27 protein-coding genes, 1 tRNA gene and 1 pseudogene are annotated in these 24,298 nt (G+C 41.9%); 11 read left to right on the top strand and 18 right to left on the bottom strand.

The features are described 5' to 3' along the window. Positions 1-13: 13 nt before the first annotated feature. From ACOQON_RS01000 to ACOQON_RS00985, 4 genes are all read right to left on the bottom strand, one after another. Entirely contained in the window at positions 14-1,012 is a 999-nt protein-coding gene (locus tag ACOQON_RS01000; protein ID WP_420577066.1) for an adenosine kinase, read from the bottom strand. Next, positions 1,009-1,893, bottom strand: coding sequence for a glycerophosphodiester phosphodiesterase (locus ACOQON_RS00995; RefSeq protein WP_420577065.1), 885 nt, complete (start codon positions 1,891-1,893; stop codon positions 1,009-1,011). The genes ACOQON_RS01000 and ACOQON_RS00995 overlap by 4 nt, the downstream gene beginning before the upstream one ends. Further along, positions 1,890-2,969, bottom strand: coding sequence for a metallophosphoesterase (locus ACOQON_RS00990; RefSeq protein WP_420577064.1), 1,080 nt, complete (start codon positions 2,967-2,969; stop codon positions 1,890-1,892). The genes ACOQON_RS00995 and ACOQON_RS00990 overlap by 4 nt, the downstream gene beginning before the upstream one ends. A gap of 72 nt (positions 2,970-3,041) precedes the next feature. Continuing rightward, a complete protein-coding gene (locus ACOQON_RS00985; RefSeq protein WP_420577063.1) occupies positions 3,042-3,542 on the bottom strand; it encodes a YHS domain-containing (seleno)protein in 501 nt (166 codons plus the stop codon). A gap of 146 nt (positions 3,543-3,688) precedes the next feature. On the opposite strand from ACOQON_RS00985, the gene ACOQON_RS00980 reads away from it, so the two are divergent. Then, positions 3,689-4,042, top strand: coding sequence for a hypothetical protein (locus tag ACOQON_RS00980; RefSeq protein ID WP_420577062.1), 354 nt, complete (start codon positions 3,689-3,691; stop codon positions 4,040-4,042). A 57-nt stretch (positions 4,043-4,099) separates the two neighbouring features. Here ACOQON_RS00980 and ACOQON_RS00975 read toward each other — a convergent pair whose 3' ends face one another. From ACOQON_RS00975 to ACOQON_RS00955, 5 genes are all read right to left on the bottom strand, one after another. Further along, positions 4,100-4,789, bottom strand: coding sequence for a hypothetical protein (locus ACOQON_RS00975; protein WP_420577061.1), 690 nt, complete (start codon positions 4,787-4,789; stop codon positions 4,100-4,102). Between the two features lie 198 nt (positions 4,790-4,987). Beyond that, entirely contained in the window at positions 4,988-7,447 is a 2,460-nt protein-coding gene (locus ACOQON_RS00970; protein WP_420577060.1) for a YbcC family protein, read from the bottom strand. Positions 7,448-7,457: 10 nt separating this feature from the next. Further along, the gene (locus ACOQON_RS00965; RefSeq protein WP_420577059.1) at positions 7,458-9,128 is read right to left on the bottom strand and encodes a proton-conducting transporter membrane subunit; all 1,671 of its coding nucleotides are present in this window, start codon (positions 9,126-9,128) and stop codon (positions 7,458-7,460) included. A gap of 41 nt (positions 9,129-9,169) precedes the next feature. After that, a complete protein-coding gene (locus ACOQON_RS00960; protein ID WP_420577058.1) occupies positions 9,170-9,415 on the bottom strand; it encodes a hypothetical protein in 246 nt (81 codons plus the stop codon). 27 nt (positions 9,416-9,442) lie between these two features. Next, complete coding sequence (locus tag ACOQON_RS00955) at positions 9,443-9,796, bottom strand: hypothetical protein (RefSeq protein WP_420577057.1); 354 nt, start codon at positions 9,794-9,796, stop codon at positions 9,443-9,445. A 109-nt stretch (positions 9,797-9,905) separates the two neighbouring features. Here ACOQON_RS00955 and ACOQON_RS00950 point away from each other — a divergent pair, with 109 nt between their 5' ends. Further along, positions 9,906-10,829, top strand: a complete 924-nt coding sequence (locus ACOQON_RS00950; protein WP_420577056.1) for a LysR substrate-binding domain-containing protein — start codon at positions 9,906-9,908, stop codon at positions 10,827-10,829. A 209-nt stretch (positions 10,830-11,038) separates the two neighbouring features. On the opposite strand, the gene ACOQON_RS00945 is transcribed toward ACOQON_RS00950, so the two are convergent. The 3 genes from ACOQON_RS00945 to ACOQON_RS00935 all read right to left on the bottom strand — a co-directional run bounded on the left by ACOQON_RS00945 (position 11,039) and on the right by ACOQON_RS00935 (position 13,101). Further along, a tRNA-Val gene (locus ACOQON_RS00945) sits at positions 11,039-11,113 on the bottom strand. Between the two features lie 66 nt (positions 11,114-11,179). Then, on the bottom strand, positions 11,180-11,839 hold the full coding sequence (locus ACOQON_RS00940) for a DUF2461 domain-containing protein (RefSeq protein ID WP_420577055.1): 660 nt from the start codon (positions 11,837-11,839) through the stop codon (positions 11,180-11,182). Further along, positions 11,839-13,101, bottom strand: coding sequence for a UDP-N-acetylmuramoyl-tripeptide--D-alanyl-D-alanine ligase (locus ACOQON_RS00935; RefSeq protein WP_420577054.1), 1,263 nt, complete (start codon positions 13,099-13,101; stop codon positions 11,839-11,841). Before ACOQON_RS00935 ends, ACOQON_RS00940 begins: the two co-directional genes overlap by 1 nt. Before the next feature lie 19 nt (positions 13,102-13,120). Between ACOQON_RS00935 and ACOQON_RS00930 the strand changes: the two genes are divergently transcribed. Next, positions 13,121-13,336 (top strand): hypothetical protein, encoded by a 216-nt coding sequence (locus ACOQON_RS00930; protein ID WP_420577053.1) that lies wholly within the window; start codon positions 13,121-13,123, stop codon positions 13,334-13,336. On the opposite strand, the pseudogene recR reads toward ACOQON_RS00930, so the two are convergent. Next, positions 13,337-13,944 (bottom strand): annotated as a pseudogene (gene recR, locus ACOQON_RS00925) (recombination mediator RecR). It abuts the gene before it with no gap. A 9-nt stretch (positions 13,945-13,953) separates the two neighbouring features. After that, positions 13,954-14,235 carry an ATP-dependent Clp protease adaptor ClpS gene (locus ACOQON_RS00920; protein ID WP_420577052.1) on the bottom strand — a complete coding sequence of 94 codons (282 nt, stop codon included), beginning with the start codon at positions 14,233-14,235 and terminating at the stop codon, positions 13,954-13,956. Positions 14,236-14,326: 91 nt separating this feature from the next. Between ACOQON_RS00920 and ACOQON_RS00915 the strand changes: the two genes are divergently transcribed. Continuing rightward, positions 14,327-15,769: a sodium:solute symporter gene (locus tag ACOQON_RS00915; protein ID WP_420577051.1), complete on the top strand. Its 1,443-nt coding sequence runs from the start codon at positions 14,327-14,329 to the stop codon at positions 15,767-15,769. Here the strand turns inward: ACOQON_RS00915 and ACOQON_RS00910 are convergent. The 4 genes from ACOQON_RS00910 to ACOQON_RS00895 are packed head-to-tail and all read right to left on the bottom strand — an operon-like array spanning position 15,758 to position 17,108. Continuing rightward, complete coding sequence (locus ACOQON_RS00910) at positions 15,758-16,090, bottom strand: MGMT family protein (protein ID WP_420577050.1); 333 nt, start codon at positions 16,088-16,090, stop codon at positions 15,758-15,760. The genes ACOQON_RS00915 and ACOQON_RS00910 overlap by 12 nt on opposite strands. Further along, positions 16,090-16,440: a DUF5615 family PIN-like protein gene (locus tag ACOQON_RS00905; RefSeq protein WP_420577049.1), complete on the bottom strand. Its 351-nt coding sequence runs from the start codon at positions 16,438-16,440 to the stop codon at positions 16,090-16,092. The genes ACOQON_RS00910 and ACOQON_RS00905 overlap by 1 nt, the downstream gene beginning before the upstream one ends. 7 nt (positions 16,441-16,447) lie before the next feature. Continuing rightward, complete coding sequence (locus tag ACOQON_RS00900; RefSeq protein WP_420577048.1) at positions 16,448-16,678, bottom strand: DUF433 domain-containing protein; 231 nt, start codon at positions 16,676-16,678, stop codon at positions 16,448-16,450. 13 nt (positions 16,679-16,691) lie between these two features. Next, entirely contained in the window at positions 16,692-17,108 is a 417-nt protein-coding gene (locus ACOQON_RS00895; protein ID WP_420577047.1) for a hypothetical protein, read from the bottom strand. Positions 17,109-17,208: 100 nt separating this feature from the next. On the opposite strand from ACOQON_RS00895, the gene ACOQON_RS00890 reads away from it, so the two are divergent. The 7 genes from ACOQON_RS00890 to ACOQON_RS00860 all read left to right on the top strand — a co-directional run bounded on the left by ACOQON_RS00890 (position 17,209) and on the right by ACOQON_RS00860 (position 24,293). Beyond that, complete coding sequence (locus ACOQON_RS00890; RefSeq protein WP_420577046.1) at positions 17,209-17,922, top strand: ABC transporter ATP-binding protein; 714 nt, start codon at positions 17,209-17,211, stop codon at positions 17,920-17,922. Then, complete coding sequence (locus ACOQON_RS00885; protein WP_420577045.1) at positions 17,919-18,479, top strand: cob(I)yrinic acid a,c-diamide adenosyltransferase; 561 nt, start codon at positions 17,919-17,921, stop codon at positions 18,477-18,479. Before ACOQON_RS00890 ends, ACOQON_RS00885 begins: the two co-directional genes overlap by 4 nt. A gap of 34 nt (positions 18,480-18,513) precedes the next feature. Beyond that, the gene (locus tag ACOQON_RS00880; RefSeq protein WP_420577044.1) at positions 18,514-19,581 is read left to right on the top strand and encodes a branched-chain amino acid aminotransferase; all 1,068 of its coding nucleotides are present in this window, start codon (positions 18,514-18,516) and stop codon (positions 19,579-19,581) included. 410 nt (positions 19,582-19,991) lie between these two features. Continuing rightward, positions 19,992-21,072 (top strand): peptide chain release factor 2 gene (gene prfB, locus ACOQON_RS00875; RefSeq protein WP_420577043.1). Its coding sequence is split into 2 segments (ribosomal slippage): positions 19,992-20,051 and positions 20,053-21,072, totalling 1,080 coding nucleotides; the frame shifts between segments, so codons are not numbered across the junction. Positions 21,073-21,242: 170 nt separating this feature from the next. Then, entirely contained in the window at positions 21,243-22,385 is a 1,143-nt protein-coding gene (locus ACOQON_RS00870) for an MFS transporter (protein ID WP_420577042.1), read from the top strand. Positions 22,386-22,413: 28 nt separating this feature from the next. Then, positions 22,414-22,827 (top strand): hypothetical protein, encoded by a 414-nt coding sequence (locus ACOQON_RS00865; RefSeq protein ID WP_420577041.1) that lies wholly within the window; start codon positions 22,414-22,416, stop codon positions 22,825-22,827. A 227-nt stretch (positions 22,828-23,054) separates the two neighbouring features. Further along, positions 23,055-24,293 (top strand): hypothetical protein, encoded by a 1,239-nt coding sequence (locus tag ACOQON_RS00860; protein ID WP_420577040.1) that lies wholly within the window; start codon positions 23,055-23,057, stop codon positions 24,291-24,293. Positions 24,294-24,298 lie beyond the last annotated feature (5 nt).

Here is a 24,298-nt window from a genome sequence, read left to right as displayed (position 1 = left end):
TTAGATAAAATCATTATCTGCCAATCTGGTTTAGAACATCCTTCACATGATTTTCGCTCAACCTTGGTCCAAACTTGCTTACGACCGCTGAGCTGGCGGCACTTGCCAGCTTACCCGCCTCCTCATGCGACTGTCCATTGGTAATTCCATACAGAAAAGCACCGGCAAACATGTCACCAGCTCCGGTTGCATCTACAGCTTTTGTAGGGAACGGCGCAATTTCATGGTAAGTAGTACCGTCAAAGACAACAGCTCCATCTTTTCCTTTCGTAATCACAAATTCCTTAGCAACTTTCCTGATCGCTTCTTTGGCCGCTTCCATCCCTTCTACTCCGGCGAAAAGTTCGGCTTCATGAATATTACAGAAAAGCAGATCCACACCATCTCCCACAATTTCTTTCATTTGATCACCAAAGTATTTCACCATGGATGGATCTGAAAAAGTAAGACTGACTTTGACATTATTTTCCTGTGCAATCCTTTTAGCTTCTTTCATAGCTTCAAGCCCTGTCGGAGATGAAACCAAAAAACCTTCCATAAATAGGTAGCTAGCGTTTTTTATCGCTTCCACACTAAGTTCCTTTTTAGAGAAATCAGTAGTGATACCAAGATAGCTATTCATCGTACGCTCGGCATCCGGGGTGATCATCACCAGGCATTTCCCTGTCGTCCCTTTATACAAATTGTTAGGATCCAAATTCGTATCTATTCCTGCCTTAATGAGGTCATTCGCATACAATTCACCATCAGAATCATCAGCTACTTTGCACGTGTAGTACCCTTTACCACCAAACTCTGCGAGACCAAAAATGGTGTTCGCAGCTGATCCACCTCCTTGCTTCTTTTTGATTTTTCCCTGAACACCTTCCAGTAATACTCCTTGTCGTTCCTCATCCACCAGGGTCATCAAGCCTTTCTCTACTCCATTATCCTTAAAGAATTGATCTTCTACTTCAATTTCATAATCAACCAGCGCGTTACCAATGGCACATACATCGTACTTCTTATTCATTTTTTCTTTGTTAAAGTCAATGCCCGATCGGGATAATCAGTAATTATCCCATCAACCTCCCAGGCTAATACTTTGTTTAATTCATCGAAATCGTTGACGGTCCAGGGAATTACCTTCATCCCGGCACTTTGGATTTCTTGCACAATTTCCTGCGAAAGTAATTGATAATAGGGGGAATAGATTTCCGGTTTGAAACCAAGTGAGTCAATGTTCGCTTTCCATGACTGCTCATTTTCAATCAATACAGCCAGTTGAATATGCGGGTATTCCTTTTTGAAATATTGCAATGTTCGAAAATCAAAGGACTGAATGGTGATTCGATTCAATATTCCTTTCTTCTTTACCAAATCAAAAACCAGACCTGAAAATACCTCTGGTGAAGGGTGAAAAATAGCATCTGTCTCCTTCTTGGTTTTCAGTTCAATGTTATATCGAGGAGGTGAAAGATTTTTGCTTTTAGAGAAGGACTCGACACTGTCAATAACATCAGAAAGAAGTGGTTTGATCGTATTTATTTGCTTTTGCTCTGGGAAACGGGGGTTTTGAGTAGACCCGCAATCAAATTGTTTGATCTCTTCATAGGTCAGCTCATACATATTAATAACCGAATCCTCCGGTATTGGATTACCATGAGTATCTAAACAAAAGTCTGGCGAAAAAAAAGGCTCATGACTAACCACTAGCTGGTTGTCTTTTGAAACAACAAGATCTAATTCAAGCGTAGTGACGCCCAATTCAGCCGCCATGATAAAAGCCGCAAGACTATTTTCGGGAGCGAGCCCCCTTGCACCTCTATGACCTTGTATATCCATGCCAATGCGTATCTCTTTTTTAGGAGAGCAGCTCAGCAAAATAATTGATAACACAATGAAATTCCTCATGCTAAAAATTTGATCCTGGTGAAGATGTAATCCAGAGATTCTTCATTGATGACCAGACGATAATAATCCGAATCGCCTAGCTGCTCCGGTTCGTACCCACTACTTTTTAAGTATTTTTTACTGATCTTTTTATCAAACCAGTGTACAAGTCGAATCTTATCATCTTCAATTTCGAGGCAGGTCATCCCCCTCTTGCCAACAACACATCCGGAATTAAAGAGGCATGGAATGTGAAATAGCGTATTGTATACGTAGTTCTGGAAACTGTGATCCTTGTTCTCCTTGTAGTATTTCTTCAGCTCTTTTTTATGGGACTTAATCTCTGCCTTTATTTCGTCATGATCCTCATCATCCGCATAGGAATAATCCCTGCAGAGCTGCTCGATTTTGTACTTAAGCCTGTCCACTTTGTGTAGTGACTCAAAAAGTGGTCGATGGGTATGACCAATGATAGAAACCACCTTATTGAATGATGAAAAACCATACACCCTTTTCTCAATTTTATATTGCTTCTGACTACTATGAGAAACCGAATAGCTTTTAATGCCCAGCGGGTTAGCGAAATATTTTAGCGTAAACCCAATGAGCTCATTATGCTCCTGGTATTTTTTGCTGGCCTGGTGGCCATGAAAGATGAATAAATTATGCTTTCCAAATCTCAATCGAAGTGACTCATAGTTCTTATAATCAAAAGGGAGCTCTTTCATTAGCTGAAGCTCCAGATCATGATTGCCTATTGTTTTGAAAAGTGATTTTTTTGCATTGAAGCGATCAAAAAGGTCATAAATCTCTTTCCACTTATTTACGATCTTCTTTAGTTGAAACCGTTGCAATTCTTCTATATCACCATTCAAGATTAACGCATGATCCTTTTCCAGATAGTATTCCTTTAATGCAGTGCTAAAAAGATTCGCATTTTGCTTGAAATCGTCGGTGGATCCTCCATCACCCATGTGCAAATCAGAAAATATCACCCATCGCTTTTTTGATTTCACATCAAAAGACGGACTCTCATCATAGAGCTTATCCAATTTTCTGTAAAGTGCCTTTGTGCTTATCTGATTCTTCTTGGCCATTTGTGGATTTCAAAGGAAATCAAGTTGCCAAGTTAGAAATTCTACTATCAAATAAGCGTTGTATTTTAACGCTTAGAGTAAAAAGATAACATTTAGATAACCATCGTACTGATTCATCTTCTCCCAGTTTGAGTCTGCTTTCACTTTATAGCTTTTCGGGTCAGTATTCCATTCCTCCTTTAAGCTTCCAGTCAGTGAAGTCATCCAATCATCATAAAACAGCTGAAGTTTCCCATCCTGGATTTGCCACATTGTAGGGTCGGGCTCCATTTTACCAGAAGTTTCTGCTACTGCATAAGCGCACCAACCTCCATATGCAGGTAGATACTTAGTTGGGTTTTCCTGAAAAAGCAACCGATTTTTGGTGTTGGAGAAATAGTATTTCAATCCTTCATAGGTGACGACTTCATCCTCCATCCCCACTTTAGGTTCTCCTTGCTCAAAATAGGCTACAGGATCATAACCTGCTAATGCAACACCGTTCAGGTTGTATACCGGGCCTTTTGGTTCTTCTGGGTTGCTGGCGCATGAAAACAAGATTAAAGCAGGCAATAAATAAACAATTCTCTTCATGACTAAATTTTTGATTTTGGTCTGAATACGAAGCGGATTAGAAGTTGGCTAAAGAAAAAAGCGCTAAGGTTTATTGAGGTCTTGGAGCAGACATTCGGATTTTTTCATAAACTGATTATTTTCGTGATTCACACATACCTAACCAAATGCCAGAAATAAAAAAGATTACTCACAAAGGAAAAGAGATTATTTATGTCGATTATCGGGGACAGTCTGAGGATGAGATGTTAGAAACTGCATCATCCTTGAGAGATTTTTTACTGTCTGACCCTGGTGAACACCTCCGGCTTGTAAATATCACCGAGACTCCAGCTACGAGAAAGTTCACTGCTTTTATACGTGAAATGGGTAAAGAGACGAAACATGTCCCGGTCAAAGGAGCAGTCGTTGGAATTACTGGGGCTAAGAAAGTGCTTCTCTCAGGGTACAATCGATTGCTTGGTGGGGCTATGCGTCCTTTTGATGATGAGGAAACGGCGAAGGAGTATTTGGTAAGTTGAAACAAAAAAAGCCCGATGATCACTCACCGAGCTCTTACAAATAATTAATGCTTAATCCTATCTCTTTATCTTGAATGCTATAACTTCTTTTGAGATATTGTAAAACTCATCGTACGCTGTTACCTCAATCCTAATTGTATCGTCTGCTATTGCTGAAAGCTCTTCAGCAAGATCGATAGTGTGTAAATCATCGCTCTCTACTTTCTGCCCATTGTTGATTTGATAAGTCACCTTCTGCACGTTTACTTTCTCATCGGCGATTTCCAATAGAACATGAACACCGTGTGGCAAAACCGGCATTCCATCTTTGAAAGAAACCGGAGTGGCATTGAAGGAGGATTTCACCCTCGGTCCTTCTTTATCAATGTATACCATATCCATTCGGACCTGTTCCTGGTTCCCTTCTTTATCAACACTGTAATACAACATCTTGTACGCTCCATCGGCCAGGTCATGCGGCATCATTTGTCTACCATCTGACTGCATGAAGGGAGAATCACCCACCTTAAAGAAGGTAGTCTCAATACCTGAGCCTTCTTCTATTATTTTGAATTTGATTCGTGTAGCAGGGCCATACACAAAATCTCCGGTATGTGTTCGCAGCAAGTCAGTACGTGGAGCTTCCAAATCTCCTTTTACTGCATTGCTGGTATTTGAATTGGATGGTCCTAAAGCCATCTGCGCATTTGAGCCAAGGCTCAATACGATAAACAAAAATGTCCCAAGGATTTTAAGTGAGTTATCCATCTAGCTATGATCAATTGAATTTGATGCAAAGATGATGGATAGCTAAGTGGATGAATATGCGTGAAAAAAAGGGATTTGAAATAGGTTATATGATTAGTTGCTCATCCGTAAGTTTTTGTCAAGTCAATTAATAAGTAGCTGATACCATGCTCTTTTACTAAGAATAACTCAAGCATTAGTACCAGCTACAACTCTAAACTAACCGATGACCTCCCATTCAAGATTGCCAATATACTTGTAGGCGACCTTGCCATTATCATTCATGGCGAAGAGATAAATCCATTGATTATCACATAGCTGACGGATCGAGTCATGTTTTTCTAGAATTTTACTCATTTCGTCCACAGGTGCCTCGATGATTACATTCAGTCGCTGAGGTTCGTGCTGATAGTTTTCACCATCGTGGACCGACTGCCAGGGTAATCCCACCCGCAAGTCTCCTGCAAACCCTTCCAGTACACCAACTCCACCCACTACATTGTGTAAGGTCTTATTGCCAGAGCCAAATTTTTTATTGTCAACCGTAGAAGCAAAGTATTGCAGATTGATCCAGCTGGTTACCACCATAGGGGCCGTCATGATCAATTCCAAAACACTAAAATCCTTATCTTTTTTCCAGGAATAGTTATGCATGAATGCTTTTGCACCAAAGTTTAATTGGGAGGTGCGCTCCCGCGGTGCAACAATGAACGAAGAGCATCCGGCCAGTCCCCACTCAGGCCTTACCTGCGACCAGTCCTTACTTCTCTTCAATATCTGCTTTTCGATATCCCCATTTGATATCCCCATCCTTGAAGCACGCTCTTTTCTTGAGGCTTCCCCTGCAAGTTTCAGGGCATATTTCAGTTCATCCATTATATGACCATTCTGTGATAGGAAATCATCGGTTTTAAAAAGCGTAACATTGTCGGTGGTGGTATCGTGCAACGCCGGTATGAAATTCGTTCTGCCAGGGATTTCTATATCCATTTTTCGGAGCGCAATTCGTACTTCCGGATCATTAAGCACTGCTGCCGCCACTTTAGCATTGGCTTCACCCGAATGTCCTCCACAAGCTCCACAATCTAATCCAGTGGCATGTGGGTTGTTCACCGTCGAAGAACCATGTCCCACAATGAGTACGATTGGTGCAAAATTCTCAGTTAGGGACATAGCCTTAAGCGTCGATGCTGCCATTTTTATTCGATCATTGAGGGAGATTCCCGCTACCTGATCTTTCCAGTTTTCCTGAGTTAGCCGTATGGTCTTATCTTCCACTTCACTCTTTGACAACCCGTGATTATCCGGATGAGCCACCGGACGTGAAAGTCCAAGAGCATCAGAAAGAAGTTTGGGCAGGAAGAAAAGCCCGAGAGGACTCACGAAACTAAAGCAGCTTATTGCGCCTTTCTTGATGGATTTCCAGGCGACCCCAACCTGAGCCTGGAGCGATCGCTTATTTATGACTTTTTGCTCCTCAGCTGCTGACTCTTTTATGGTATGAGAAGGTGAAAGCAATACCGGGCATTGATTCATCCCTTCATCATACGCCAGCGGTACATATTTAATTGGGAAAGCAAAAAATCCGGCAAAACCCAGCGTCTCGATTCGCTCGTTGGCGGCCTCCAGATTTCTTCTGAAAAGTTCTGATCGCACATCTATACAGAACACCGCCTGAACATCTGTTTTTTCTTTGGTGCCGGGAAGAGCTCTCTGGCTGTTAATCTTTTCGATAATCGCCCGTTGGTTCGCAATGTCAAAAGCTTCCTGTAAAATAAGTCTGGTCGCAAAGGCTTCACTAAATTCTGGTTTTGTAATATTTTTCTCTGTCTCTAATCTGGCCTGCAACCAGGCGTAATCCATCTGTGGATACACAAGCAGCTCCTTAAGGCACACTTCCCAAACCAACATCACGGCAAGAAACTCTTCTAGAGATTGTCCTTCCTTACCATTCAATTTGGTCTCCCAGTCTATCCTCGCAGCAAAGCCAGCCCACCCATTCATTTTGAGGAGGAGACTACTCAGATAATACTCGAGCGACTCATCATTTATTTCCAGTATCTCTAAAGCCCGTCCAGCCGCCTCCAGGTGATTGTTAGAGAAACTACGTACGAGACCCCTGAAACCCTTCAGTCCCATTGCCTCTGGTGCAAAGTCAACCTCTGCCTCTTTTTTCCAAGCCTCAAATAAGGAGGTGTTGGTACCAGCAGTATCCCAGATTGCCTGCTTATTATCAAAATAGGCTGTTGCCCAGAATGAGATGCGATCAATCATGAATCTGTGCCACTTTTTGCCGTTCAGCTCACTTGCGACATCCGCCACTGTTTTGACATGAAATTCGTCAGATGATGTCTCAATTGTGTGTAAATGATGGATGAATTTATTTGCATCCTTCTTTATGCCATAGTTATCGTACTCCAGTGCCTTGGCGATATCCTCTCTTATAATTCTCCCTTTCCTAATAGCATCCAGATAAAAACCGACAGGAAGCGTCGACTGAATTTTACCACTTCGTTGTAAAAACCCCATGGCTTTACCAAACTTCATATCAGACATTCCTAGATACGGATTTACTGCCACGAAATTTTCCAGGGACCAGAGAGGAGCTACTTTACTCGTACCTTTTTTTAAGGCCTCTCTAATTTCAATTTGATTAGTAGCTACTTGAGCATTGATCATGATATGTAGTTTAGTTACTTAGAAGTATTTCTTTTTCAGGAAGGGTCAATCTTTCACCCGGATTCATCTCAATGAATTCCTTCTCTTCTTTCACCGCAAGATTTACCCACTTAAATTTTTCGTTTTTCAATGAGCCAATGATTCGATCAAAAATGACATTTGCATATAGTCCGTTTCTAAGATGAACCCCGAGCCTGTATCCCAGAGCACTCTCTTTAATTTTGAAACCACTAACTTGAGCCAAAACGATCAGGGTGTAGACAGCAACCAAAGCAATCGAAACCCATTGAATTGCTAATGCTGGCGTACTTAGTTCTGGTATTTGCGTGCTGAGGAGAACTCTTGCTCCGTGCTCGAAAGTGAAAAAAGATCCCAGTACGAGCAAGGCTATTCCTCCTGTCCACAACATCGCTTTCCAATTGCTCCTTGCATCTACAGTCGTGGCAATAATTTGACTTAGCCCTAGTACAATCATCACACCGACGATCATAAGGCTGAAAGATTCATCTAGTCGGATATTCCAGAGATAGTAAACGGCTCCATACATGGCAAGTGCTAATAATACGCTTAGTGTTATTCGCCATACGCTCCCCATACGTTCAGGAGCAAGAACTTTTTTGGCGCGCATCACTTCAACGATGCTACCAGAAGAAAGAAAAGCATGCGCTTTGTAAAATGAATGCGCCACCACATGAAGTATTGCTGCGGAGTAAACACCCAAACCACATAGGAGTAGTGAAAAACCCATATGTGCCACGCTGGAGTAGCCAAGTGATATTTTAATCGATGGCTGTGTAAGAAAAACCACTGAGGCAAACATGGCAGTGAAGCCTCCAATTATAATCAGCATAATGGAAGCTGGAGTAGATTCTATCATTAGAAACCCCAGCCTGGCCATGAGGAAGGGTCCGGCATTCAAAAGCCCGGCATGCAATAGTGCCGATACAGGTGTTGGCGTTTCAACCACCTCGATCAACCATCCATGGGTAGGAAACTGGGCAGATTTTAAAATCGCGGTAATCACGAGAAAGATGCTTGCCCAGATCAGAAATCCATCAAGTACGCCGGCACTTTCAATGTGAGCGAAAATTTGGGAAAGTTCTCCTGTGCCCGAAGAAAGGTAGATAAACCAAATTGCTACCCCTAAGCTCAAGTCACCTGCTCTAGCCACAATGAACTTTTTGCGCGCTGCTGCAATGGCCTGTGGACGATTACGATAAAACACCAACAAGTAGTGCAGGCACACACTGGTGATGATCCAAAAGACCAATATTTGAAAGAGATTTCCGGAAAGTATAAGTAATTCAACAGAGGCAATGGTTGTTGAAAGCCGGTTAAAAAAGACCATCTTTCTTGAATCCCCATCTAAATAGTTGCCACTGAACTTTAGAATTACAAAACCCAGAATGGATATCATCACAAACATGGTCACGCTGAGCGGGTCCAGACGCGTTGAAAACCCCAGTCCTTCATATCCTAAAAGTGTTGACTGAATGGTTCCATACTTAAATACCACTGCAGCGGAGACAAGCGAAACAGCGATCCCTACAACAGCGAGGTAGATTGAACTTGTTTTTATGTAATCCGAACTTCTGAACAAACCAGACCAAGACACTAAAGCATATAAAAGCAATGTGAATGGAGCTATCAGAGGGAGAATGATTAGTATTTGTTCCTGCATTTAATTTGTTTTTTGATGTGCTCTAAATATTATTCGATCGATTACGTGCTACTCATCATCCTGTTTGCTGAAAAACTATTTGCATCCCTCTGAAGAGAGGCAAGTGCAAAAGCCGCCAGGAAAATCACAGCAGAAAATGACCCGGCTAACGATCCATATATGAATCCTGCCTCGATGTAATCATACGTTAATGACTGATTCCAAAGGTTGGAAAGGTAGGCGCCAATCTTGGCGCCTGAAGCCCCTCCTAGGACTAACCCTACTACTATGTATCTGAAAGTCTTCATGTTATTTTTATTTGGTTCAAATTTTAGTTAGTCAGTAATCTCAACTTTTAATGAGCGGGTGTAGGTGATTTTTTTTCCTAATTCTTCCGCCTTGAGTAAAAAACTGTGAAGTGTCATCTGGGAAATCCCTTCGATCTCCAATTCAGAATCAGACAATCGATTTACTTGCAATTTTTTTCCCTCTCCTTTTCTCTCCACTGTTGCAATAAAAAGCTCCTTTAATCCCAAAGACCTATCTCGTATCTTTCGCTTTAAATCCTCAGGCATAGAACTGGTCCTTTCATTGACTGTGCTCATAATCAGTGTTAATTCATCACCTCTCTTTTTTGATCGTAACAACTGACCGATTTCCGTATTTTGTGTTGACTCAGTTTCTGTCATAATTTTCATCAGGAAAGACATATCATTTTTTACTTGACAATGCGAAAGTACGAGGGGTAATTCATTTAATTTTATTTAATTTTATTATGTATTACATAAATGATAATATATGAATTACACTTTACATCAACTCCGGATATTTCTTAAAGTCGCTGAATTACAGAGCATTACAAAAGCTTCTGAAGAATTACATTTAACACAGCCAGCTGTATCAATTCAGCTTAAAAATTTGCAAGATCAATTTGAATTGCCCTTAACAGAAGTAGTAGGGAGACAGCTTTTCATCACGGATTTCGGAAAGCACATGGCTGAAGCGAGCAAAAGAATTCTTTTCGAGGCAGACAATATGCGATACACAATCGATCAGTTCAAAGGCATTATGACCGGTGAAATAAAAGTGTCGGTTGTGTCTACAGGGAAGTATGTGATCCCATACTTTTTGAAGTCCTTTATGGAAAAATACCCGGGTGTTGAAATCAATATTGATGTTTCCAATAAAAATCAGGTTGTTGAAAAATTGATTAAAAATGAGAGTGATTTTTCACTCGTCTCAGTGTTACCCGAAGGCATTGATTTGAAAACCGTAGAGTTGATGGAAAATCGGCTGTTCCTGGTCGGAAGCAGCAAAGATCCTAACCCACCGAAAAAACTAAGTGACCTCAAAAAAGCCACACTTGTCTTTCGTGAAGAAGGCTCTGCAACCAGAAAAGCAATGGAAGAATATCTTCAGGCCAACAATATTACTCCGCATAAAAGTATGAAGCTGGTCTCTAATGAAGCAGTGAAACAGGCTATTAACGCCGGGATTGGTTATTCCGTCATGCCATTAATCGGATTAAGAAATGAACTGGCAAACAAGAGCTTAAATATTTATCGACTGAAGGGGTTGCCTATTGTAACGAACTGGAACCTTGTTTACAATAAATCAAAAAGGCTCACTCCCGCACAGCAGGAACTGATTAGGTTTATTACTGACAATAAAAAAGACTTAATAAAGGAGCATTTTGACTGGGCTGTTGAGAAAATCAGTTAAACCATTTATCCCACCATTGAGATTGGAGGATTACTCATACGCACTTCCATGCCACAAAGCCCCTCGTGAATGCTTCGCATTTACCTCATACGCACTTCCATGCCACAAAGCCCCTCGTGAATTCCGCTGTGCTACATTTCGAACCTAAGGTTCTCCCTCAAAAAAATGCATAAAAAAACCTCAATCGAGTAGATTGAGGTTAGAAGATGTGGGCGCTGAGGGATTCGAACCCCCGACCCCCTCGGTGTAAACGAGGTGCTCTGAACCAACTGAGCTAAGCGCCCTTCCTTAAAAGGACTGCAAATTTAGTACGCTTTATTTTCCGTGCAAGGCCTGACTTAAAAATAATTTTAATCCAATGCTCGAGACAGGAATTGATTAAATGGATAGAGGACTTTAAAGTCTGCAGCAATGTGATCAGCAAAGTTTTGTGCGATCACCTCCTTGTCTGTGGCCTTCCTCATAAACACGTAGTGTTTTAGCTGCAAAAGCTCAATATGCTCATGGTCTTTCGGATAACCTTTTGGTGCTGTTTTCAAACTATCAGCCGTATGTGGTTCTGGGTAAACTTCTCGAAACCCATCGTCATTAATGATCGCCTTTAGTTCTTTCCCATTGTAGTCAATTTCTTGCCTGACCTTCTGCAGCGTCTCAGCCGGTGGCTGATAAATACCACCACCAAGAAAATTATTCCCGGGTTGGATATGAATGTAATATCCCGGATTTCCGGATTTCTTTCCTCCTTCTACAAGGAAGGCCCCAAAGTTCGTTTTATATGGATCTTTATTATTACTGAAACGGATGTCCCGATTGATTCTAAATAGGCACTTCTTCGGTTCCAATGTGCTAATAGAAGGATCGAAAGAAGCTGTTTTAGTAATCACATCATTGACTAGTTCAATTACATTCTCTTTTGCCCGCAGGTACCTTTTCTTGTTGGCATCCATCCACTCCTTGTGGTTGTTTTTAGCCAGGTCGTTAAGAAAGTCGAGGGTGAATTGTAAATCCATTATCCTATGCTTTTAAGTACTGTTTCTAGTTTGACCGAACGAGATGCCTTCAAAAGGACAGTTGTGTTTCTTAAATCCAATTTTTTCACATGCTGCTCCAACTCTTCTTTGGTCTTGAAATGAAACTGCGGATCAGCTACCCACCCAAACTTTTGCCCTACAGTTAAAACGTTATTAACTCCGACCTTCCGTGCATAGGTAAGTACTTCCATGTGCTGTGAGTTGCTGTCTTCTAACTCATTCATATCACCCAAAATAGCTACCACATTCTTCCCTTGCTCAGCAAGGTTTTCAAGAGCCACTTTCATTGAATCTGGATTGGCATTGTATGCATCCAGAATTATTGTTGTCGTTCCCTTTTTTATGATTTGAGATCGTGCGTTATCAGGCTCATAGCTAGCAATTGCATCAAGGATATTCTCATCAGGCACCTCAAAAAAACGTCCGATGGCCACTGCAGCGGCCATATTGGAGAAGTTATATCTGCCAACCACATTGGTTTCTTTTTCCTTTTCTCCAAGCTGAACGTTCAGAAATGGAGATGAGGATAATAGTTTAAAATCAGGTTGAGGGAAAATAATAGGAGAATCAAATCGCTTGGCCATATTCGAAAGCACCGAGTCACTTTTATTGATAAATGCCGTTCCTTCATTCTTCCTGATAAAATCAAACAGTTCGCTTTTTCCTCTGATCACTCCCTCAATTCCACCAAAAGTTTCCGTATGTGCTCGTCCAATGTTGGTGATCAAACCATGAGTAGGTCTCGCAACTTCACAATAACTCGCGATCTCACCCACGTGATTCGCGCCCATTTCAATAATCGCAATTTCCACTTGTGGATGGATATGCAAAAGCGTGAGAGGTACGCCTATATGATTGTTATAGTTACCCTTCGTAGCATGAATGATGTACTTTTCAGAAAGCACCCGAGTGATCAACTCCTTCGTCGTTGTTTTTCCATTGGATCCGGTGATACCCAAAACAGGTCGTTTGAATCTTGACCGATGGAACTTCGCCAGTTCCTGCAGCGCCTCCAATCCATCTTCTGCCAGAATGATCCGGTCATCCGTTACATAATGCTCATCATCAACCACGGCATATGCGGCTCCTTTCTCTAGTGCCTCCTTGGCAAACTGATTGGCATTAAAATTTGGTCCGCTGATGGCAAAAAAGAGGTTGCCTTTTTCGATCGTACGGGTATCGATGGAAACTCCATCACTCAGCAAAAACCTGGAATAAAGAAATTCAATAAAATCGCCCATTCCAGCAAAAATATCCTGAATGGAGCTAACAGACCTTTATATTTACTTTATGAATTTGAATAACATGCGAATGTTGGCCTTCGCAGGAATTTTACTCGCACTCTTCCTGAGTGTATGGTATCTGGTAAAAACATATAACGAAGGAAATCCAAGGTGGATCTATTTGATTTTGACTTTTGGTATCGCTGTATTGTTATCTCAAAATTTGAGGTCGGGAGGAAGACGGAAGGACTGACTAATCCTGACTAAACAATGTTCGAGTGGCAATACTTCTGCCCAGCGTCACCTCATCCGCAAATTCCAACTCACTACCCACCGGAATACCTCGTGCAATCGTGGTGACTTTGATACCGAATTCCTTTAGAAGCTTGGTAATATAAAAGGAGGTGGTATCCCCTTCCATCGTAGCGCTTAAAGCAAGAATCACCTCATTAACCTGATCGTCATTCTTGATCCGATTGATCAATGAATCGATGTTGACATTTTCCGGACCGATTCCATCCATTGGGAGATTCGCCCCCCAAGCACATGAAAAAGTCCATTGTATTGTCCCGTATTTCTGATAGCCAAAACATCGGGAGTATCTTCTACTACACAGATGACTGAAGTGTCACGATAGGCATTTTGGCACGTGCATTCCTCCGTATCAGCAATGATGTGACAGGTATTGCAATATTTGATGTTTTCCCGCAGCTCCTTTAAAGCACTGGAGAGATCAGTGGTCGCATTTTCAGGCTGCTTGAGTAAATGAAGTGCTAGGCGGAGAGCTGTCTTTTTTCCAATTCCCGGGAGTCGGGAAATCTCCTCGACTGCACGTTCGACCAACTGAGATGGGTATTCCATGTATTAAACTTAAACGATAGAAGCTTTAATTCCAGCGTCTGATATACCCTCTCTCATCGGCTTTAATTCCTCGTACATACCTTTTTTAACGGAACATTTACCCTTGTAGTGGATCAGAAATGTGCACTGCTCTGCCTGGTGAACATCATGCTTACACACTTTTACCAATGTATTGATCACATGATCGAACGTGTTAAAATCATCATTGTAAACCATGAGATCACGCACGCTTTCACTCCCAATATCTTCACTGGTCTTAATTTCCTCTTCAATGTCAAAACCAATACTCATACTCTCTTGATTTTACTGCAAACTTAATAATTGCGCCACAACCAAACTTGATGTGTAATTTGCAATCGCAATTTTTAATAGTACTAACACCATGAATCCAATTTTCGTTGGCTCCATCGTCCTGGGATATTTCCTTTTGCTTATTGGCATCTCGTGGCTCACCTCCAAAAACGGCAAACCGACTGATTTTTATACCGCCAGTCGGGAATCAAAATGGTACCTGGTGGCCTTTGGGATGATTGGCGCCTCGCTTTCCGGCGTAACGTTTATTTCGGTTCCAGGAGAAGTGTCTAATTCGAACTTCTACTATTTCCAGGTGGTGCTGGGCTACTTAGTTGGGTACCTTGTAATTGCCAAAGTATTGTTACCTCTCTATTACCGCCTGAATCTTGTTTCCATCTACACGTACCTGGAACAACGATTTGGTTTTTGGTCATATAAATCTGGCGCCTTTTTCTTTCTAATCAGCCGGATCATAGGGGCAAGTTTCAGGCTATTTCTGGTGGCTGGCGTTTTACAAATTGCCTTCTTCGATGCGTATGACTTGCCGTTTTGGGTGTCGGTATTGACCACTATCCTCCTGATCTGGCTCTACACATTTAAGGGTGGAATTAAAACCATCGTTTGGACCGACACCTTACAAACCACTTTCATGCTAGTGGCCGTGGTGGTGAGTATTCTTTTCATTAAAAACGAACTTTCCTGGACCTGGACAGAGCTTACCTCTAACCTTTTCCAGGATGAACGATCCACCATCTTCAATTGGGACTGGCAAAGTGGACGCAATTTCTTTAAACAATTTTTCAGTGGGGCGTTTATCGCCATTGTAATGACTGGCTTAGATCAAGACATGATGCAAAAAAACCTGACGTGCAAAAACATTGGTGAAGCACAGAAAAATGTATTCTGGTTCTGCGTCATCCTTGTGATTGTCAACTTCCTCTTTTTAAGCCTGGGGGTGCTTCTTTATCAGTACGCAGAGATTGGAGGAATCACACTGCCGGAACGGTCAGACAACCTCTTCCCTATGCTGGCTGTCAATGAATTCTCTACCATAGGAACGATCACTTTTCTGCTGGGGATCACTGCGGCTGCATATTCCAGCGCAGATTCCGCACTGACCGCATTAACAACTTCTTTCTGCGTGGACTTCCTGGGATTCAGGAAAGAAAATTATGAAGCAAAGAAAACCCTGAGAAAAGTCGTTCACCTGGGTTTTTCATTTATTCTTTTTATCGTCATCCTTATCTTCCAGGCCATCAATGATGAAAGTGTCATTAATTCCATTTTCATAGCCGCAGGTTATACCTATGGTCCTCTCCTGGGACTTTTTACTTTCGGGATTTTTTCTAAATGGGATGTGGAAGACCAGTACGTGCCGATTGTAAGTATCGCATCTCCGTTGTTGAGCTACATTATTAATCTCAACTCAGAGGCACTCCTGGGAGGATACAGATTCGGGTTTGAAATTTTGATTTTGAATGGACTGATTATGTTTTTAGGACTATTACTTATTCGGAAATCAAAGGCCTAACTCTGTCATGGGGTCCCAAAAGTGCTTTTCAAAATCAATGATCTGATCATTTTTCACTTTTATCCCCTCAGCCTCCAACAGATCTTTCATTTTTGTTGGAGTTTGAAAATGATTTTTGCCTGTCAGCAAACCAACCCGGTTCACCACTCGATGAGCTGGCACGTCATGCTCAGTTACAGCGCCATTCATCGCCCAGCCCACCACACGAGCGGAGCGAGCCACTCCAAGGTATTTTGCAATAGCTCCATAGCTGGTGACACGTCCTTTGGGAATCAGTTTGGCAACCTCATAAACATCCCGAAAGAAACTTTCTTTATCCATTAAAATTTTCTTTCTCTTATAGAATTACCATCTATAACCACCAACCTCGCACTAAAGGAGCTATAAGACTCTAATATTTCCAGAAAAATCTTACCTGGATCAGAGGGTTTAAAGTTAGACAAACGAAAGTAGATAACACCCGATTTTGGCTTGTGTCCAGCCCTATAAATTAACTCACCGTAATCACTATCATGAGTTAAAATGGTTCTTTCTTCACTATTGGAAAGGTTTATTACCTCTTCATCAGAAATTCCCGGAGAAATTTCAGAGATCCATTTTACATCGAGTTCGTTCTCACGTAGAATTGAAACACTTGGACCAGGAAAGTTTTCATCCGCAAGAAACTTCATTAACACACTATGATCTTAGCTCCGCAATAAGCCCATCTTTGGCAAACTCATTTAAATAAGCAAATACGGCTTGGATATCTTCTTTTTTTAGTTGTGGGTAGCTTTCCATAAGCATTGCTTCTGACCATCCATCAGCCAGACGTTCCAGAATAAACGCCACAGATAAGCGCGTACCTTTTATCACTGGTTTACCTGATAGGATATCCTTTTTTGACTCTATTCTTTCTTGCCAGTTCATTCTATAAAAATAATCAATCCAATTTCGTAACCTCACAGTTTTCGAGAATATAAAAAAGGTGGAGTGGATTATCATCATTGAGTCGAAGGGTTCCCGTTACCCGCACACGTTCATCCGTATACCTGAATTGACGGTCGGAATAGACCTCAACAACCGTCTCTGGGCCTGCAGCACCACAGAAAAAACAATTTTGATAAGGGAAACGCGAAAGCACAAAATAGTCCTGATCGCTCTCCTGCTGAAGGGGGATTATAAACCCTTCAAGGGTCAGCTCCTTCCCTTCCCGTAATTTTAGTTGCTCAGAAAATTTAGGTTGTTCAATTTCGGCCCCCATAAAGTCATCGTACCCCATCTCTATCTCGACGGACGATAACAATTCCCAGCCAGAAAGTTGTGGGGAAAACAAAAGACTTAAAAATATTGTCAACATAGTGTGTAACATTATTCGAACCAAAGCTATCTAAAAAACGTGTAGTGTCTAGTTAAGGCCAATGCATAATTTTTTACTTTAGCCGAACATAAAGAAAAGTATGAGCAGTATCATTTCCACTTCAGAGATTTCCAAAAAATATGTCATGGGCAGTGAGATCATCATGGCCCTGAAATCCATCACCATCAATATCGATAAGGGAGAATATGTTTCCTTCATGGGTCCTTCCGGATCAGGGAAATCCACGTTAATGAATATCATTGGATGTCTGGATACACCTACAGATGGCACCTACATTTTGAATAATCATGATGTAAGTGACTTGACGGAAAATGAGCTTGCTGAAATCAGAAACAAAGAAATTGGATTCGTATTCCAAACATTTAATTTATTGCCTCGGGCATCAGCATTGGAGAATGTAGCACTTCCATTGGTTTATGCTGGATATAACGCTTCAGAAAGAGAAGAAAAAGCACTCGCCTCTCTTGCAGGTGTTGGGCTTGAAGACCGAGCATACCATAAACCAAACGAACTTTCCGGAGGTCAGCGCCAAAGGGTGGCGATCGCTCGAGCCCTGGTAAATGACCCATCCATCATCCTGGCAGATGAACCAACGGGTAACCTTGATTCTAAAACTTCCTATGACATCATGGATCTCTTCCAAGAGTTGCATGACAAAGGCAACACCATTATCATGGTAACGCACGAAGAAGACATTGCCGAATATTCGCACCGAATTGTACGATTGCGCGATGGGCTGATTGAATCCGATGAGTTAAACAAAAATGTGAGAACTTCAAGAGTGCCCGCATGAGTGCCAAACTCTACACGAAAACCGGTGACAAAGGACAAACTTCATTATTAGGAGGAAAAAAAGTTTCCAAAGCGGATCTTCGCATCGAAGCGTATGGAAATGTAGATGAACTGAATGCTTTCATTGGACACCTGAAAGATCATGATGGGGTTGAGAATCGATTGAAACAACAACTTTATTGGATCCAGGAGCATCTTTTTTCAATTGGTAGCCTTTTGGCGACTGAAGCTGGATTTAAAGGATTTGAGCTACCCAAGATTACACAAACCGAGGTACAGCAACTGGAAGTTTGGATCGACAAGTTTGATGGTGAAGTACCGCCGTTGAAGAACTTTATTTTACCCGGTGGACACCCCGCTGTTTCCCTGGCTCACATCTGCAGAACGGTGTGCCGCAGAACCGAACGAAGCATCATTTCGTTAGCTAATCACGAGCCAGTTGATGAGCCAATATTACAGTTCATGAATAGATTGTCTGATTATTTGTTCATCTTTGCGCGCGCAATCGGCCACATATTGGGTGTGAAGGAAGTACCCTGGGCACCCGGGGCGGATTGAAATAAACCCCATTTCAACCCAAAGACGCAAGAAAATGACTGATACGTTGGACATTCAAATCACCGAAACTACTCATTCCAAACTATCCGAAATCGATTTCGACAACCTGGCATTCGGCAAGACCTTTTCCGACCACATGTTTGTGGCTGATTATAAAAATGGTCAGTGGACAGACCTTAGAATTACTCCTTATCAAAACCTTTCTATCAGCCCGGCGAACGCCACCCTTCATTATGCGCAGAGCATTTTCGAGGGACTAAAAGCTCATAAAAGTGAAAATGGAGATATCCTGATTTTCCGTCCGGAAGCCAATGCCCGACGGATGATCAAAAGTGCCGAGCGCATGTGTATGCCTCCGGTACCCGAAGAACTTTTCATGGAATCCATTGAAGCATTGGTTTCATTGGATAAAAAATGGGTGCCTGGCAAACCAGGAACTTCACTTTATATCCGTCCTTTCCAGTTCGCAGATGATCCATTCATCGGGGTGCGTCCATCCGAAACATACAAATTCATCGTATTGACCGGACCTGTAGGCGGCTATTACTCTGAGCCTGTGAAAGTAAAAATCGAAAAACATTTTACCCGTGCATCCAAAGGAGGTGTAGGATCTGCAAAAACAGCAGGCAACTACGCTGCATCTCTTTACCCTGCCAAGCAAGCACAAGCACAGGGGTACCACCAGCTGGTATGGACCGACGGAAAAAACCACGAATTCATTGAGGAGTCAGGTACCATGAACATCATGTTTGTGATCAACGACACCCTGATCACTCCTCCAACTTCTGATTCTATCCTACCGGGTATCACACGAGAAAGTGCTTTGATACTGGCCAGAGACTGGGGACTGAATGTGGAAGAGCGACCAATCACCGTGACTGAGGTGGTGGAAGCAATTGAGAAGGGAACACTGACTGAAGCATTCGGTATCGGAACAGCCGCTACCGTTTCCCACATTGCCGTGATCGGCTATGAAGGTACAGACTATACACTTCCTCCAATCGAAACCAGAAAAATCTCCAACCGACTCCTGGATGCTCTGACCGGCATCAAAATGGGTACGGAAGAAGATAAGTACGGCTGGATCAAGAAGATTGGGTGATTCGTCTTTCCTTCATTTTTTCTTGATGAAAAACGAAGCAAAAAATCAAGGCTATAAATCCTTCGCTAAAAAATTGAATTGATTTTGCACTCAAAACCAAACTCGTCCCGATGGTATTCGGGACTCAAACAGTGGTTTTGAATTCTATTCTTTACTTGATTCAATTTTTTTACACTCATGATTTAAGGCCATACAACAGACGAAACTTCGATTAGAGAGGTTGACTAGCATGATCTAACCAATCGCCGAAACGGCGAAATGTCAAAATCACGTGTAGGGATGTGGGTAAGCTGGATTGATTTTGACAAGGACTTTTTGGTTCGTTTTTGGTCCATCAAAAATGAACAAAAAAATAGCTCATGGTTCTAGTTAATGTCTTATTATCTTCGCCACTTCAATTTTAACATTCCATGACAAACGAAGAATTGAAAGATTTAAAGGCTCGTGTTAATGCCTTGAGGGGGTACCTTTGACTATGATGGTCGAAAGAAAAACCTCGAAGAACTAGAGCTTGTTACCGCCCAACCCGACTTCTGGAATAATCCTGACGAAGCGGAAAAAACCATGAAAAAAATCCAGCTGTTGAAAGGCTGGACCGAAAGCTACGAAGAAGTAGAAACCGCACTTGGGGATGTGGAAACCCTCCATGAATTTAACCAGGAAGGTGAAGCATCGGATGAAGAAGTGGCTGAAGCCTATGAATCAGCCATGAAAATGCTGGAAGACCTGGAGCTGAAAAAAATGCTCAGTGAAGAAGAAGACCAGCTTTCAGCGATGCTGCAGATCACGCCGGGTGCAGGAGGCACGGAAAGCAACGACTGGGCCGGCATTCTCATGCGGATGTACATCATGTGGGGTGAGGCAAACGGATACAAAGTAAAAGAAGTGGACTACCAGGCCGGTGATGTGGCCGGCGTAAAATCCGTCACACTCGAGTTTGATGGGCCGATGGCCTATGGCTACCTCAAATCTGAAAACGGCGTGCATCGATTGGTGCGGATCTCACCTTTCGATAGTGGCGGAAGAAGACATACCTCCTTTGCGTCCGTGTATGTGTACCCGGTAGCAGATGACTCGATTGAGATTGACATCAACCCCTCAGATGTAGAATTGCATACCTCCAGATCCGGTGGTGCCGGAGGGCAGAACGTCAATAAGGTGGAAACCAAAGTACAGCTGACACATAAGCCTACCGGAATTGTGGTAGTTTGCCAGGTGGAGCGTTCTCAGCTTGCCAACCGGGAGCGCGCCATGCAGATGCTGAAGTCACAGCTCTACCAGATGGAGATTGAAAAGCGCAACAAAGCAAGAGATCAGATAGAAGCAGGAAAAAAAGCCATCGATTTTGGATCACAAATTCGAAATTATGTGTTGCACCCCTACAAACTCATTAAAGACGCCAGAACCGGCTATGAGCGAACGGATGTGCAAAACGTGCTTGATGGGGATTTGAATGATTATATCAAGGCTTATTTGCTTCATGAGGAGTAGGTTCCTTAGTGAGATGTATTCAATTTTTTAAAAAGGCTTCTCAAGGATTGATTTGTCATCCTGAACTTGTTTCAGGATCTATTTGAGGGTAAGAAAATCCAACTCAATAGATTCTGAAATAAATTCAGAATGACTTTTTAAAAAAAATGAGATTGCTGCACAACTAACAAATGAAAAAATACTCGCTGAACTTTTGGCTACTGTCCTTAAGTTCTTTCCTGTTTTTTGGCTCATTCAACATGGTGCTCCCCGAGCTTCCGGATTTTATGCGGACGTTTGGCGGGGAGGATTACATTGGGCTGCACATCACCTTTTTCACGCTAACAGCACTTATTTCGAGACCATTCAGTGGAAAGCTCACGGACACATGGGGCCGGATCCCGGTGATGGTGTTTGGAGCGGCAGTCACAGCAGTGGTATCACTATTTTATCCATTCTTCCTGAACATTTATGCTTTCTTGTTCATCCGGTTTTTACATGGTTTTTCTACGGGGTTTAAGCCCACAGGTACAGCAGCGTACGTGGCGGATATCGTCCCGATAAACAGGCGAGGTGAAGGAATGGGCATTCTGAGCTTCTTTGGTATGACCGGAATGGGGATTGGCAATTACGTGGGTGGAGTGATCGCCATTCATTATGATATCAATGTGCTGTTTTACAGCAGTGCAGCTGTCGCTTTATTGTCGGTAATCGTGATTGCCGGCATGAAAGAGACCGTGGAAAATAAGCACCGCTTTTCGAGGCAATTGCTCATGATCAAACGATCGGATATCTACGAACCGACTGTAATCGTGCCATCAGTCGTGATGATGCTGGTGACATTCTCGTTTGGCGCAGCACTCACACTAGCACCTGACTTAAGTGTCTCGCTTGGGATTGAAAACAAAGGGCTCTTTTTCTCCTACTTTACCGTTACATCTCTCATTTCCCGTGTAGTGGGGGGGCGACTTTCCGATGAGTTCGGACGAAGAAAAGTGCTAATAGCCGCCATGCTGATAGTGGGTAGCGGATCTGTTTACATCGGATTCTCAGCATCAGCATTTCATCTGTTTACCGGAGCACTCATTTTCGGTGCAGGCTATGGACTGTCTTCTCCTGCATTGTTTGCATGGGCTGCCGACCTTGCGCCTGACAAATTTCGTGGACGGGGATTCTCCACCCTTTTCATGGCTCTGGAAATAGGCATAGGAATGGGAGCTATGCTGGCCGGACAGATCTACAACGGAAATCCAGACAACTTCCCTGTGGTGTTTGCAGGCTGTGGTAGTTTGGCTTTTCTGGCGTTTGTGTATCTGCTTTTTAAGGGGAAATGATTCACCCCAACTGTAATAGATATTAAATTTGAAGACAGCAATCACCGATATGCATTTTCAATACCATAAAAAACGATTAAAATTTTACTTGATCATCGCTTCAGTATGGATTGTATTGACTGTTTTCCAAGTCCTTAATTCTAATCCAGGAGATTGGACTTTCTACGGATGGCTGATGATCGGCACCATGAATGTCACACTATTTGGATATCGTTTTTTTAAACCATACGTCACCATAAAAGATGACTATTTGTGCGTTCACGACTTCCTCAACTCCTCATCCATCCTACTATCCGAAGAGACCCAAATTAGGCGATTTGCAGGTGAGTATATCATTCAGACAGCTGGTAAAAAGCTCAAATTTGATACGCAGCTAATAGATAAGATTTCCTTACAAACATTGGATTCAGAACTCAAGAAATACAATATCAAGTGGGTTTAGAACCCTCTAAGGTTCCGCTTCTCCTCGTTGAAAACTCAGTGATTTAGGAATCCTCGTCACAGACGAGGACTAGACAGTGGGACTAGACAGGCATCTATTCAAAAGCCTTACGAAAACCCCGAACCAGTAGCTAGTATAAAAATGGATATATTTGATTAAATCAATTTTGATACTATTCATCTGCATGCTTACGCTCAGTTAAGATCTATAATAACAATATCATCACCATGAAAACTAGATACATCTTTGAAATACTCTGTTTAGACTCTTCAGAAGGATCAGTCATTAAAAATGAACGAAATCTTGTTTACTCCTTGATGGCAAACGGTGAGTTATGGATTGAGCCAAAAAGGAGAGAAAACAGTATTGTTGATGACTCGCAGAATATTACTCTTGCTATTAGTCAACTTAGTAGAGAGGAAGAAAATGATTTAAGTGTAAAAAATACTTTTCTACTCAAATTAAAAGGTGATTTTGAACCGCTTGAAATATTTCGACTGAAACTGATTTCACACCTTAAAAGACAGAACTACGACCATATCTATATATTATCGGACGAAATATCATCTAAGATTTCCTGCGAAATTTACCCGAAAGTAAATAGAGTAGAGAATCTTCTAAGAAAGTATTTAATAAAGTTCTTTGTAACAAAATTAGGTGTGAGCTGGTGGAATGTAACTGCAGATTCCGAAATGAAAAAAAAAGTTGTTCAGAGGAAAAACAACGAAACTGTCTTCTCAGAATATATAGACAATAAAGCATACCTTATAGATTTTAATGAATTAGGAAAAATTGCACATTCACAGTCCTCAGGATTTATTAGTCGTGATGATATTGTGACTAGAGTCCTAGAATTAGATGAAACTTCAGAAGCAATAACCAATCTCAAAAAAGAACTCGAGAGTAATTACACTAAGTTCTTTAAAGACACTTTTAAGGATAAGTCCTTTCAACAAAAATGGGAAGAACTTGAAAAAATACGACATAAGGTTGCTCACAATAATTTGTTCACAGCACTCGATTTGGATAGGGCTGAAAAGCTTACTAGTGAATTAGTTGATATTATTGAAGAAGCTAATGACAAAGTAGATAATGTGTCCTTTAGTTTGGATGAAAAAGATTTAATCAAAGAAAGTATTACCCACACTTATGCAATTTATGATGTAATAACTGAAGATGAATTACTTAAAAAACTAGAAGAATCCGAAAAATGGGCAGCTCGGAATAGAGATAACTTTGTTAGCCTCAAACATTTCGTCACTAGCTACCTAGGCTCTCAAGGATATGATTATAGATCTAGTTATGACCTAATTAATTCACTTGAGGAACGAGGCTTGGTTGAATTGTGGGATTTTAAAGGCCCAAACAATATTTACCCCGTCACTGCAATAAGGCGAATTACTGGAAGTTTGGCAGGTCAAGAGGGGCTCGCAAAACTTAAGTCTCAAATGAAGCAAACCGAATGAAATTA

This window comes from Ekhidna sp. (assembly GCF_965221965.1).
GTDB lineage: Bacteria > Bacteroidota > Bacteroidia > Cytophagales > Cyclobacteriaceae > Ekhidna.
The sequence above is the reverse complement of the archived record's forward strand: the minus strand, read 5'-3'. Positions and strand labels throughout refer to the sequence as shown.